Source organism: Mesorhizobium sp. M0778 (assembly GCF_040320105.1).
Classification (GTDB): domain Bacteria; phylum Pseudomonadota; class Alphaproteobacteria; order Rhizobiales; family Rhizobiaceae; genus Mesorhizobium.
This window is the reverse complement of record NZ_JAMYPA010000006.1, coordinates 197,655-209,672: the sequence shown is the minus strand read 5'-3', so window position 1 is coordinate 209,672 and position 12,018 is coordinate 197,655. Positions and strand designations below refer to the sequence as shown.

At 63.2% G+C, this 12,018-nt stretch carries 15 protein-coding genes; 9 read left to right on the top strand and 6 right to left on the bottom strand.

From position 1 onward, the window contains the following. Window positions 1-8: 8 nt before the first annotated feature. The 3 genes from NKI22_RS11355 to NKI22_RS11345 all read right to left on the bottom strand — a co-directional run bounded on the left by NKI22_RS11355 (window position 9) and on the right by NKI22_RS11345 (window position 3,891). Window positions 9-1,172 carry an alpha/beta hydrolase gene (locus NKI22_RS11355; protein ID WP_352817518.1) on the bottom strand — a complete coding sequence of 388 codons (1,164 nt, stop codon included), beginning with the start codon at window positions 1,170-1,172 and terminating at the stop codon, window positions 9-11. A gap of 132 nt (window positions 1,173-1,304) precedes the next feature. Continuing rightward, window positions 1,305-2,378, bottom strand: a complete 1,074-nt coding sequence (locus NKI22_RS11350) for an alpha/beta hydrolase (RefSeq protein WP_352817521.1) — start codon at window positions 2,376-2,378, stop codon at window positions 1,305-1,307. A 103-nt stretch (window positions 2,379-2,481) separates the two neighbouring features. Next, on the bottom strand, window positions 2,482-3,891 hold the full coding sequence (locus NKI22_RS11345; RefSeq protein WP_352852330.1) for a hypothetical protein: 1,410 nt from the start codon (window positions 3,889-3,891) through the stop codon (window positions 2,482-2,484). Between the two features lie 126 nt (window positions 3,892-4,017). On the opposite strand from NKI22_RS11345, the gene ilvA reads away from it, so the two are divergent. Together ilvA and NKI22_RS11335 are read left to right on the top strand one after the other, a co-directional pair. Next, window positions 4,018-5,274, top strand: coding sequence for a threonine ammonia-lyase IlvA (ilvA, locus tag NKI22_RS11340; RefSeq protein WP_352481133.1), 1,257 nt, complete (start codon window positions 4,018-4,020; stop codon window positions 5,272-5,274). Beyond that, on the top strand, window positions 5,271-5,843 hold the full coding sequence (locus NKI22_RS11335; RefSeq protein WP_352641165.1) for a DUF1697 domain-containing protein: 573 nt from the start codon (window positions 5,271-5,273) through the stop codon (window positions 5,841-5,843). Before ilvA ends, NKI22_RS11335 begins: the two co-directional genes overlap by 4 nt. Window positions 5,844-5,851: 8 nt before the next feature. Here NKI22_RS11335 and NKI22_RS11330 read toward each other — a convergent pair whose 3' ends face one another. Both NKI22_RS11330 and gloA read right to left on the bottom strand, forming a co-directional pair. Beyond that, entirely contained in the window at window positions 5,852-6,145 is a 294-nt protein-coding gene (locus tag NKI22_RS11330; protein ID WP_352817525.1) for a DUF2218 domain-containing protein, read from the bottom strand. Between the two features lie 77 nt (window positions 6,146-6,222). Then, entirely contained in the window at window positions 6,223-6,663 is a 441-nt protein-coding gene (gloA, locus tag NKI22_RS11325; protein ID WP_352481131.1) for a lactoylglutathione lyase, read from the bottom strand. Window positions 6,664-6,879: 216 nt separating this feature from the next. Between gloA and NKI22_RS11320 the strand changes: the two genes are divergently transcribed. The 5 genes from NKI22_RS11320 (at window position 6,880) to NKI22_RS11300 (ending at window position 9,912) form a co-directional block, all read left to right on the top strand. Next, window positions 6,880-7,476, top strand: coding sequence for a cold-shock protein (locus NKI22_RS11320; RefSeq protein WP_036244259.1), 597 nt, complete (start codon window positions 6,880-6,882; stop codon window positions 7,474-7,476). Between the two features lie 19 nt (window positions 7,477-7,495). Next, window positions 7,496-8,059, top strand: a complete 564-nt coding sequence (locus NKI22_RS11315; protein ID WP_352817528.1) for a DUF192 domain-containing protein — start codon at window positions 7,496-7,498, stop codon at window positions 8,057-8,059. 20 nt (window positions 8,060-8,079) lie between these two features. Further along, the gene (locus NKI22_RS11310; protein WP_352817531.1) at window positions 8,080-8,847 is read left to right on the top strand and encodes an alpha/beta fold hydrolase; all 768 of its coding nucleotides are present in this window, start codon (window positions 8,080-8,082) and stop codon (window positions 8,845-8,847) included. 164 nt (window positions 8,848-9,011) lie between these two features. Next, a complete protein-coding gene (locus NKI22_RS11305; protein WP_352817533.1) occupies window positions 9,012-9,353 on the top strand; it encodes a hypothetical protein in 342 nt (113 codons plus the stop codon). Between the two features lie 67 nt (window positions 9,354-9,420). Then, window positions 9,421-9,912 (top strand): GNAT family N-acetyltransferase, encoded by a 492-nt coding sequence (locus NKI22_RS11300; protein WP_352817535.1) that lies wholly within the window; start codon window positions 9,421-9,423, stop codon window positions 9,910-9,912. Here NKI22_RS11300 and NKI22_RS11295 read toward each other — a convergent pair. Beyond that, window positions 9,909-10,529: an HD domain-containing protein gene (locus NKI22_RS11295; protein WP_352481126.1), complete on the bottom strand. Its 621-nt coding sequence runs from the start codon at window positions 10,527-10,529 to the stop codon at window positions 9,909-9,911. The genes NKI22_RS11300 and NKI22_RS11295 overlap by 4 nt on opposite strands. A 161-nt stretch (window positions 10,530-10,690) precedes the next feature. Between NKI22_RS11295 and cysE the strand changes: the two genes are divergently transcribed. Continuing rightward, window positions 10,691-11,539: a serine O-acetyltransferase gene (gene cysE / locus NKI22_RS11290; protein ID WP_023717455.1), complete on the top strand. Its 849-nt coding sequence runs from the start codon at window positions 10,691-10,693 to the stop codon at window positions 11,537-11,539. 212 nt (window positions 11,540-11,751) lie between these two features. Further along, window positions 11,752-11,955, top strand: a complete 204-nt coding sequence (locus tag NKI22_RS11285; protein WP_023674799.1) for a DUF3126 family protein — start codon at window positions 11,752-11,754, stop codon at window positions 11,953-11,955. The last annotated feature ends 63 nt before the right edge of the window (window positions 11,956-12,018 follow it).

Below are 12,018 nucleotides of genomic sequence, written 5' to 3'. Positions count from 1 at the left end.
GCGCCGCTTCACCCGCCGGTGGCGATGGTCAGCACCTTGAACGGCGTGGTGATGACGATCTCGGCGACCGATCCGACGGCCTTGCCGAGGCCCTGTCCGAGATTGTCGAGCTGGGCCGGCGCGGTCTCTTCGGAGGCGAGGCCGGCCGGGGCGCGCAGGCGGTCGCCGAGCAACTGCACCAGGAACGGGTTGTCGGCGAATTTGGCGTGGTTCAGCCGGTCGCCGCCCTTGGTCTTGGTCAGGTCGACCACCGAGACGCCATAGCTGGCGAGGTCGGCTGCATCGCCATAGTCGCCGACGCGCGGCTTGTCGCCGGAGATCAGGGTCGACAGCCTGAGCGCCCGGTCGTCGCCCGAAAGCAGCACGGCGAACGGCTTGTCTGGCTTGCCGTAGCGGATCATCTGCTTCTTGAACACGTCGACGTCGATGTCGGGTGAGGCCAGGATGACGTAGCCGAGCTTGCCGCCGAGGTCGCGGTCGCCGGTGATGGCAAGCTGGCGCAACGCTTCCATGGTCACCCAGGTCCCCATCGAATGGGCAATGATGTCGATGCTCTTGGCGCGGCTCTTGGCAAGCATGCGCAGCGTCGCTTCGAGATCGTCGCGCGCCGCATTGGCGCTTTCCTTGTCGTAGATGTAGCCGGTCGTCTTGCCGCTCGACGCCCACGAAAACAGCACCGGGGTGCCCGGGTATTTGGTGTCGTGCGCGATCTGCGTCAGCCGGTAGATGCCGTCGTCGAAGCCGTTGTTGAAGCCGTGCACGAAAACCAGCGCGCGGTCGCCGCGCATGGCGATGTCGGCGCCGACCGCCTTGGCGAATTGCGGCGCGCCTTCGTAGAAGGTGACGCCGGTCGCCGTGAAATCCTTCGCCGGATTGCTGTTGGCCGAGCCCTTGACCCGTTCGATGGCGCCGACCTGGTGGACCTTGGGAACGGTCACCTCGACGCTGGCAAAGCTGGTGGTCGGCGAGCGGTCTCCGTCGAACACCTGCCGGGGCTCTTTCGTCGCCTTTTGCCGGGTTGTGGCGACGAAGATCTTATGCGTCGCCGCGATATCGGCAGCAGGCACGGTGATCGTCGTCTTGTTAAGCAGGTCATGCGTGTTCTGGCCGGCGCAGCCTGCCAGCGCGAGCGCGAACGCAACAACGAGAAATATCTTCGAAGGCACGATCACGCGGGCTCCCGCAAAGGCGACGTCGAGCCGGAGACGTCTTGGCCTATTCGATAGAGGCAGAGGCCGGCACGGTCCAGTTCAAACTGTTCCGATGGTGCGGCAATGGTCAACAATCACTGCCGCGCAATGCAGCTATTGTCCGACCGAGGCGATGCGGTCGGTCACCTCGCGGTCGCTGGCAAACCCGTCATCCTCGCGCAGCTTCTGGCCAATCAACTGCACTAATTCCGGGTTGTCGGCGAATTTGGTGTGATTGAAGCGGTCGGCGCCCTTGACGCTGGAGAGATCGACGACCGACACGCCATAGCTGGCGAGGTCGGCGGCGTCCTTGTAGTCGCCGACCCGCGGCCGCGCGCCGGCGATCAGGCCGGACAGCCGCAGCGCCCGGTCGTCGTCGGAGAGCAGCAGGATGAACGGCTTGTCCGGCTTGCCGTAGCGGCGCATCTGGCTCTTGAACACGTCGACGTCGATGTCGGGCGAGGCCAGCACGACGTCGCCGAGCTTGCCGCCGAGATCGCGGTCGCCGGTGATGGCGAGCTGGCGCAGCGCCTCCATGGTGACCCAGGTCCCCAGCGAATGGGCGACGATGTCGATGCGCCGCGCGCCGGTCTGCGCCAGCATTCTCAGCGTCACTTCCAGCTGGTCGCGGGCAACGCTGGCGCTTTCCTTGTCGTAGACATAGTCGGTGGTCTTGGCGCCCGACGCCCAGGAAAACAGCACTGGCGTGCCCGGATAGCCGGAATCATGGGTGATCTGGGTGACGCGATAGACGGCGGCGTCGAAGCCGGTGTTGTAGCCGTGGACGAAGACCATGACGCGGCCGCCGCGCGCCGCGATGTCGGCGCTGAGCGCGCTGGAGAATTTCGGCTGGGTGTCGTAACCGACGACCTCGGAAGCCATGAAGTATTTGGCCGGATCGTCCGACTTGCCGCGCGAGCGCCGCTCGATCTGGCCTGTCTTGTGGATGCCGGGCACGGTGACGTTGACGCGGGCATAGTTCAGCGTCGCCGAGCGCTCGCCGTCGAAGACCTTGTTGGGATCGTCGGAGCGCTTGCGCGTGGTGGCGATGAAGATCGAGTGGTTGCCGGCGATTTCCGTCACCGGCACCGCCATCATGGCGCTGCCGAGCAGTTCCTCGGTTTGGCGGCCGCCGCAGCCGGCGAGCAGCGCGGCAAGGACAATGATGCAAATCGTCTTCAAGGGCACTTAAGCAATTCCACTCCGGCCTAACCAAAGGCCCATCCACCTCCGCCGCATCTCCCGGACAGCCGAAGTGCGGCGGAAGTAAGTCGCAGGCGCCGAAATGCGCTCAGCGCCGCTCGACTGCCATCGCACTGTTGCGCGAAAGCCAGAACGGCGGCAGGAAGGCCGGAATGTTGGAAAAGGGCAGCACTTCCGGCTTCAGCCTTATGCCGAGCACGTCGGTCATGAAGGCGCGGCGCGCCTCGATGCGGTGCCAGGCTTCGGGATAGCGCGCGGCGATCTCTTCGCGCAGCGCCTCGTCAGCCAGCGCGATGCCGTCCTCGATGTTGGTGGTGAAATAATCGGTGCCGGTCGCCGGGATGATGTCGACCTGCAAGGCCATGCCCGACTTCAATCTGATGTCGGAGCCGGAAAATATCGGCGAATGCATCCATTCGTCGATATGGATGAGATGGCCGGGATTGAGCGACACGCCAAAGAACGGAGCGCCGATGCGATCGTGCACCGCTTGCCACAACGCGCCGCCGGGAACGCCGATGCCGACCGTCTCGTACCAGTCGACGACGGCACAGAAATAGGGCGCGACCAGCTTCTCGACATAGTCCTGGATGCCCCTTGGAAGCTCGGCCGCGTCCTCGACCAGAAAACCGGCGCGGGCGTTGAGCGAGCCCTGGATGCCGTAGGCCATGGTGATCGGGTCGCCGCGCTCGATGACGTCAAGACGCGGGCTCGGCAGGCCATAGGCCGCACGCCTGCCGGCCGACAGCATCGGATGACAGCATTGCGGCAGGCCGTTGATGCCCATCAGCCGCGCCGCCTGCAATTCGGTCATGCCGGGTTCGATGCCTTGCAGGACATTGCGCAGGCCTTGCGAGGAATAGGTCGCGGCGAATTCGAATGCGGCCAGCTGGTCGGCCTCGTTGATGGCGCGCAGGCCGTCGGCAGGGTTCATCAAAAGGTTCGCCGCGTTGACGATCACGCCCCCCGTTACGGCATTCTTGTCGCCGGCAAGGCTGCGCAAGGTGTCGGCGATGAAGGACGGCAGGTCGAGCGTCGTTTCGCCAAAACCGGCATCGCCGGGGCCGAACGGCTTCCAGCCGATGGCGCCGATGCGCTGGCCGGCCTTCAGGCCGCAATCGACGAGGATGTCGGCCAGCGCTTGCGAGCGGTCGCGCGGCTGCGCCGGCAGCGAAAACGTCTGGTAGAGCACGCGCTCGTACGGCCCGTCGCAGATTTCGGCATAGCCCCAGCCCTCATTGCCGACCAGCAGTTTCGGCGACTTGCCGGGAACGATGACCAGCAGCGTCTCCTCGAAGCGCGGATCGTAGCCGCAGAGATAGGCGACATTGGCCGCATGTTCGCGGTCGCCATAGACGACCAATGCATCGAACCCGCCGCGCGCGACCAGTGCCGCGATGCGGGCCTCATAGGTGGCGCGCGTAACCAGCGGCATCACCGTCGGCTCGCCGAACTCCGGCAGCGACACGGTTTTCCGGGCCACCGATGCGACAGGCATGAACAGACGCTCCTAACGGCCAACGAGGTTTTGGGAACACCCTTTCGGGTGGCCGGACAATGGCTTCGCGAGGCCGGATATGCAATAGCGGGACCGAATTCGGCTAGCCTGTGGGGTGCTCTTGCCATGACCAGTTTCTCCTCTCGCGTCGCTGCCGCCGCTGCCGCGATCCGCGAGATCTTTCCGGAAACGCCGCTGCAGGAAAACGACTACCTGTCGAAGAAGACCGGCGCGCGGGTGCTGCTGAAGCGCGAGGACCTGACGCCGGTGCGCTCCTACAAGATCCGCGGCGCCTTCAACTTCTTCCGCAAGTCGCTCGCCGCCGGCAACAATGCCGAGCTGTTTGTCTGCGCTTCGGCCGGCAATCATGCGCAGGGCTTTGCCTTCGTCTGCCGTCATTTCGGCAAAAAGGGCGTCGTCTTCATGCCGGTGACGACGCCGCAGCAGAAGATCGACAAGACGCGGCTGTTCGGCGGCGAATTCGTCGAGATCAGGCTGGTCGGCGATTTCTTCGACGACTGCTATCGCGCCGCACTCGAATTCACCGAAACTGCCGGCGCACACATGGTGCCGCCTTTCGACCACAAGGACATCATCGAAGGGCAAGCGACCGTCGCCTATGAGATATCAGGCCAGATGCCCGGCGCACGCATGGCTGATATCGTCATGCTGCCGGTCGGCGGCGGTGGCCTGGCCGCCGGCGTCACCCATTATTTCGCCGACCAGCAGCGTGAAACACGCTTCGTCTTTTGCGAGCCGGCTGGCGCCCCGAGCCTGAGCGAGAGCCTCGCCGCCGGAAAGCGGGTCAAGCTCGCCAAGGTCGACAATTTCGTCGACGGCGCGGCGGTGGCCGAGATCGGCCGCGAGCCGCTGCGCCACCTCAGGGAGTTTGCCGCCGACGCAGTGCGGCTGATTCCGGAAAATCGGCTCTGCGCGACCATGATCGAAATGCTCAATGTCGAAGGCGTCGTGCTGGAGCCGGCCGGCGCGCTGGCGATCGACGCGCTGAAAGATTTTCCCAAAAAGGAAATCAGGGGCAAGACCATCGTTGCCGTCGTGTCCGGCGGCAATTTCGATTTCGAGCGGCTGCCGGATGTGAAGGAACGGGCGCTGCGCTTCGAGGGCTTGAAGAAATACTTCATCATCCGTTTTCCGCAGCGGCCCGGCGCGTTGCGCGATTTCCTCGAATTGCTTGGCCCCGACGACGACATCGCCCGCTTCGAATATCTGAAGAAATCGGCGCGCAATTTCGGTTCGGTGCTGATCGGCATCGAAACCAAGGACCGCCGCAATTTCGACCTGCTCAAGGCGAATTTCGACGCCGAGAGCGTCCACTATCAGGACATTACCGACAACGAGACGCTCGCCGGGTTCATCATATGAGCGGCAACGATCTTCCGAGCACTCAGGGAAAGGTTTTTGTCGCGCTGTTTTCCGGCATCAACGTCGGCGGCAATCGCATCGTCAAAATGGCAGAACTCAGGTCATTCTTCGAGGAGCTCGGTTTCTCAGATATCGCCACCTATGTGCAGAGCGGCAACGCCGTCTTCCGGTCGCCAGATGGCGATGCGGCGATGCTGACCAGGCGGTTGGAAGCGGAATTCGAAAAGAAATGGAGATTCCACTCGCGCATCATGGTGCGCGATCTCGGCTGGCTCGAGCGGCTGGCGGCGGAAAATCCCTATCCGGAAGTCGCGGGCGAGCCGACCAAGCTGCACGCCTATGCGCTGGAGCGCCAGCCGACCGCCGACGAGTTCGCCCGGCTGGCGGAAAAATGCACTGGGCCCGAACGCTTCGAGATCAAGGGCGACGTGCTTTACCTGCATGCGCCCGACGGGCTCGGCAAATCGGTCTTTGCCAATCTCATCCCGCGCGTTCTGAAGGTGCCCGGCACGGCGCGCAATTGGCGCACCGTGCTGATGCTGCTGGAGATGGCCAAGGCCGGCGGTTGATAGGTCGTCTACGCGGCCGGAGCGCGTTTCCAGTCGAATGCCAGCTCTTCGCGGAAGGCGAAGCGCTTGATGTGGTCGGCGACGACCGTTTCCAGGCGCTCGAGCGAGGCGGCCTCGTCGGTCGTCACCGCAATATGCAGCGCCGTCGGGTCGGCATCGAGAATAGTGCGGCCGAGCGTCAGATCGATGCTGCCGTGGTTCGTGTCGAATTCGACCGGGAATTTGTGCGCCCAATGTTTGCACAGCTGCTGCAGATAGCGGCTGGCATGTTCGGTGGCGACGTCGACATGGCTGGTCGGCATGAATGAATTCTCCTTGGGAATGCGGACGCGAAACCGAACCAGGGCCAGGCGACGTCCGCTCAAGATGGCGTGATCGGTTACCAGCTTCCGGTGTTCGGCATCGACGCCCAGGGCTCGGCCTTCGGCTTTGCCGGGCCTTTCTGCAACAGCTCGATCGAGATGCCGTCCGGCGATTTGACGAACGCCATGTTGCCGTCGCGCGGCGGCCGGTTGATGGTGACGCCATTGTCCATCAGCCGCTGGCAGGTGGCGTAGATGTCGTCGACCTCATAGGCGAGATGGCCGAAATTGCGGCCGCCCTTGTAGTCTTCCGGATCCCAATTGTAGGTCAGCTCGACCAGCGGCGCTTTCTCGCTGATGCCGCTTTGCTCGTCTTGGGGCGCGGCGAGGAAGATCAGCGTGTAGCGGCCCTGCTCGCTTTCGTGGCGGCGCACTTCCTTCAGGCCAAGCTTGTTGCAGTAGAAATCGAGCGAAGCATCGATGTCGGCGACGCGGACCATGGTATGCAGATAGCGCATGGATTTCCTCCGTATGTTGCGTTGCGGCGCAACATACGGGCGGCCCGGCCAAAGGGCAATTGGCCACGCTTGCCGGCGCCGGCAAACGACAAATCCGCTATTCCTGTACGGAACCGTGAAAAAAGGCACGTCAGGTCTTGCACACACCGGAAGCCGCGGTGTTAATCTGGTGTCAAGAATCAGTTGCGGTGTTTCTTGAAAAAAGGGGGCGTTCTTATGGGGGAAAAGGCCTCTTTCATGGGGCGGGACGGGGCCGGTAACGATGCGTTGAAGCGGGATGAGAGCGCCGATACGGCCGATCTCGTCGAAATCGCCGGCGCCATCAAATGGTTCGACGTGGCCAAGGGCTACGGTTTCATCCTTCCCGATGATGGTTCTTCGGGCGACATCCTCCTCCATGTGACGTGCCTTCGAAAGGACGGTTTTCAGACCGCCCTGGAAGGCGCCCGTGTCGTCTGCCTGGTCAAGCAGGGCGAGCGCGGGCTGCAGGCTTTCCGCGTGCTCTCGATGGATGTCACCACAGCGGTGCATCCGGCAGAGCTGCAGGAGCAGCGCACCCATGTCGCAGTGACGCCGGAAAGCGGCCTCGAACGGGCGCTGGTGAAATGGTTCAACCGCACCAAGGGGTTCGGCTTTCTGACCCGGGGCGAGGGCACCGAGGACATTTTCGTCCACATGGAGACGCTGCGCCGCTACGGCATCACCGAACTCCGTCCGGGCCAGGTGGTGCTGGTCCGCTTCGGACGCGGCGACAAAGGCCTTATGGCTGCCGAAATTCACCCCGATATGGGTACCTTGCCGGTCTCGCATTAGTTCCGGCCGAGGATTTCATATGGCTCACAGGAACCGGCTGACGGCGGGCGCGCTCTACGCCGGGATTTTCCTCATCGTCGCCACAAGCGCCTTCTTCTATTTTCAGCAATCGAGTTTGGCCGACGGCAAGGCGATGATCCTTCCGGTCGACCCGGCGCCGCTAGTCGCGGTGACGAAGGCGGGCGAGCGTTCTTTCTCCGTCGAAATCGCTGACACGCCCGCCGAGCGCGAGGCCGGCCTGATGTTCCGCCGCCACATGGCCGACAATCACGGCATGCTGTTCGTCTTCGGTGCGCCGCAGGATGTGAGTTTCTGGATGAAGAACACGCCGCTGCGGCTCGACCTGATCTTCGTCGGCCAGGACGGCCGGATCCGGGCGATCAAGCAAGGCGAGCCGCAGTCGGAGGCGATCATTTCGCCGGACGAACCGGTGCGCTTCGTGCTCGAGCTCAAGGCAGGAACCGCCGCCAAAAAGGGCATCAAGGACGGCGACCTGCTGCGCCATCCGGCCATCGGCGCGGCGCCGGGGCCGGCCATGCCGCCGCCCGACAAGGGCGATGCGTCGAATGTCGATTCCGACTGAACGGGCAGGATCTTCGGCCGATGCAGTTCTTCTCCCATGACGGTTTCGAGCTTGCTTTCCTTGACCGCCAGCCGGCATCGGGGCAGGGCGATCCGGTGCTGATGATCCACGGCTTTGCCTCGAGCCATTACGTCAACTGGATGTCGCCCGGCTGGTTCAAGACGCTGAACGATGCCGGCTACCGTGCGATTGCCTTCGACAATCGCGGCCATGGCTCGTCGTCGAAAAGCTATGACGAAGCAGACTACACGCCGGCAAAAATGGCGTCCGACGCGGCAGTGCTTTTGAACCATCTTGGCATCGAACGCGCCCATGTCATGGGTTATTCGATGGGCGCGCGCATATCGGCCTTCCTGGCGCTCTCCGAGCCGGACAAGGTGGCGACGCTGGTCTTCGGCGGTCTCGGCATCGGCATGGTCGACGGCGTCGGCGACTGGGATCCGATAGCCGACGCCCTCTTGGCCGAGGATCCCGCAGGCACCAGCGACCCGCGCGGCCGCTCGTTCCGCGCCTTCGCCGACCAGACCCGCAGCGATCGCCGGGCGCTCGCCGCCTGCATCGCCACCTCACGCGAATTGCTGAGCGAGGCCGACATTGCCCGCATTGCCCAGCCGACCTTGATTGCGGTGGGAACCAAGGACGACATCGGCGGCTCGCCGGATGAACTCGCTGCCTTGATGCCGAACGCCAGGGCATTTCATATCGAAGGCCGCGACCACATGCTGGCGGTCGGCGACAAATCCTTCAAGCAGCGTGTGCTGGAGTTTTATGCAGAGCATCCACTTTGATGGATGGCTCCCAAAAGCGGCCATCGGGCCTGAAGCTGGGTTCTTAGCGGTTTTGCAACGATACAGCAGTAAATAAGCGCGACGTGTGGATCGGTTCAAACCCGCCACGCGCTGAACGAGGGCAGGGGGGTACGATGGCACAATGGGGAAGAAGCGACGCCGCTTTGCCGGGCGTCGTTGCGAAAAGCAGGTTCGGCGAATGGTCCGTTGTTCTAGCGCTGGCCGCATTGGCGACAGGGGCGATTGCGATCACCGCGTTGATAGCAATGCCGAGCGACGCCTCCCCAGTGCTCCAGAACAGTGCGACGGGCTTCTTCGCTGCGGTATTTTTTCTGGCCGGCCCTTTGGCACATCTTATCGGCGTGGTCTTCGGCTTGATGGCCGTGGGTCGCCCAGACGACAATCGTGTGCTCGGCCTGGCCGGCATCGTCGTCAATGGCGCGTCGCTTGCGGCCGGGGTGTTCATGCTGTGGGCAATGGCATCGACTTTTGGCGCATTCACCTGATCTCGGCAAACCTCCGGCAGGCAAGCGACCGACGCGACCCCTCAGCTTCAAATCTGCGCGAGTTGCCATGGTCGATCTTCTCGTCACCTATCTGGAGATGACCGGGCCGCCGTTCGGCGGCGGCTTTGCCGCTCCCGAACCGGGCGCGGCGGTGGTGCGCGAAACGCTTGGCGTCGCTGATTACATCAGCCTGTACCGCGCTGTTGGCGAGCCTGTACAATGGGATCAGCGGCTGCGCATGCCCTTGGGCGACCTCGAGCGCCTTCTCGCCAGTCCATCGACGCATATCTATGTCGATGGCGAAGCAGCCGGCCTGTGCGAATTCACGGGCGTCGGCCAGCCGGTTGTCGAATTGGCCCATTTCGGGGTCGTTCCGGCTCTTCAGGGCCGCAAGCTTGGGCCATACCTGCTCGACCGGGCGCTGCGCGCCGTCTGGTCGCATGAACCTGAAAGGGTCTGGCTGCACACCGACACTCACGATCATCCGGGCGCGCGATCTGTCTACGGGCGAGCCGGTTTCAAGGCCTATGCGCAGCGCATGGAGACGTTTCCGGATTAGGATTTGTCTGGGCTGAGGTTATCGCCAAGCGCCCTGAGCGAGCGCGCCATGTTTTGCCGGGCCTGGGTTTCGAAGCGCCGGCGGAATTCCTCGCTATGGAAGATATGCGGACGCGCGAGGAAGCCCTTTAGGACAGCGGCACGGCCGGCCCGCCACATCGGCTCATCGACCCACTGATATTCGCGGCGAACCGCCTGTTCGTAAGCGTCGAACACGTCAGGCGCGGCACCCAGGATCGCCAGGTCCATGTCGAGGAACAGCGCCGCGTCACGAACGGAATGCTGGTCGCCAAGGGGCGGCAATTCGTGGCTGGCGGTGGCAGTGATCATCGCTGCGATGCGACTGATGCGTTGTGCATCGGCGCGGCCGGCGAGCTTTGTCTCGGCAAGTGCCGCACTCCTCGGCTCATTGTCCTTGGCGCGGCTGTCGTAGATCGCGTCGTGGAACCAGATCGCCGCTTCGACTGCTTCAGGATCATGCAGCAATGCCTTGTAATCGTTGGCTAGCGCCAGCATCGCCTCGATGTGGCCAAGGTCGTGGTAGTGGCGATCCGCGGCGTCATACAGCGCGGAAAGCTCGCGCTTCAGCGTCTCGTCCATCAAGGTTGCGTTTTCCATGGCTGCTTGAAATTCCGCCAACCAAATCCATTTGACGAAGCACTAAGGAAAATTGAGTTCACCCGTGCTATGATCTGGCTTATAGGTGCGGCCGGAGAATAGGCAAGCCGCCAAGCCGAGACATTGGATGGCCTGAGACATTGGATGGCCGGAGACATCAGATGAACAGCGTTACGATTTCCCGTCCCACCAGGGTGCAGCCGGTAGATCCGATCTGGCGTTCGATCCGCGATGAAGCAATGGAAGCGGTCAACCGCGATCCGCTGCTGGCGGCGTTCCTCTATTCGACCATCCTCAATCAGGAAAACCTGGAAGAAGCGGTTATCCACCGGCTGGCCGAGCGCCTCGCCCACCAGGACATCGGCTCCGACCTCATCCGCCAGACATTCAAGGCGATGGCGGCCGACGACAAGGACTGGTCGACGACGGTGCGCGTCGACATCCAGGCCTATTACGACCGCGATCCGGCCTGCGACCGCTTCATCATGCCGGTGCTCTACTTCAAGGGTTTTCATGCCATCCAGACGCACCGGCTGGCGCATTGGCTGTGGAACCAGGGCCGCCAGGATTTCGCGCTGTATTTGCAGAGCCGATCGTCCTCGGTGTTCCAGACCGACATCAATCCGGCCGCCCGCATCGGCAAGGGCATCTTCCTCGACCACGCCACCGGCCTCGTCGTCGGCCAGACAGCGGTGATCGAGGACGACGTGTCGATCCTGCACGGCGTCACGCTGGGCGGCACCGGCAAGGCCGGTGGCGACCGCCATCCCAAGATCCGCTACGGCGTGCTGATCGGCGCCGGCGCCAAGATCCTCGGCAACATCGAGATCGGCCATTGCTCGAAGATCGCGGCCGGCTCGGTGGTGCTGTCGCCGGTGCCGCACAACAAGACGGTTGCCGGCGTGCCGGCCCGCGTCGTCGGCGAGACCGGCTGCGACCAGCCTTCGCGGCAGATGGACCAGCTGTTGCCGTCGCAGACGATGGACCACGTCGTCAGCTTCGACATCTGAGTGCTCGGGCAGGGGCTGAATTCCTGCCCCCTATGCCGGCTTGCCTTTACATGGCCATTGTCGACGTGCCAGAAGCGCGCTCACCAATGCATGTCGCCCAAAAGTGCCCAGCGGTTTTGGGATAGCGACATGCATGAAGCAAGATTTAAAGCGCGTCGCATCGATCTCTTCAGACGCGACGCACTTGAGCAAGCGACGATCGGAGAAGACTGTTGAAGCCGGACGAAATCAGAAAGCTGGACGCCTATTTCAAGCGCACCTTCCAGAACCCCAAACTCGAAGTGAAGGCGCGGCCGCGCAAGGAAGATTCGGCCGAGGTCTATGTCGGCGACGAGTTCCTCGGCATCGTCTTCAAGGACGAGGACGACGGCGACTATAATTTCTCGATGGCGATCCTCGACATCGATCTGGCCTGAGCCGCGAGTTTGGTGCTGGCCGGACCTGCTTGTTGCAGGCGGGACCGCCTGATGGCGGAGCGC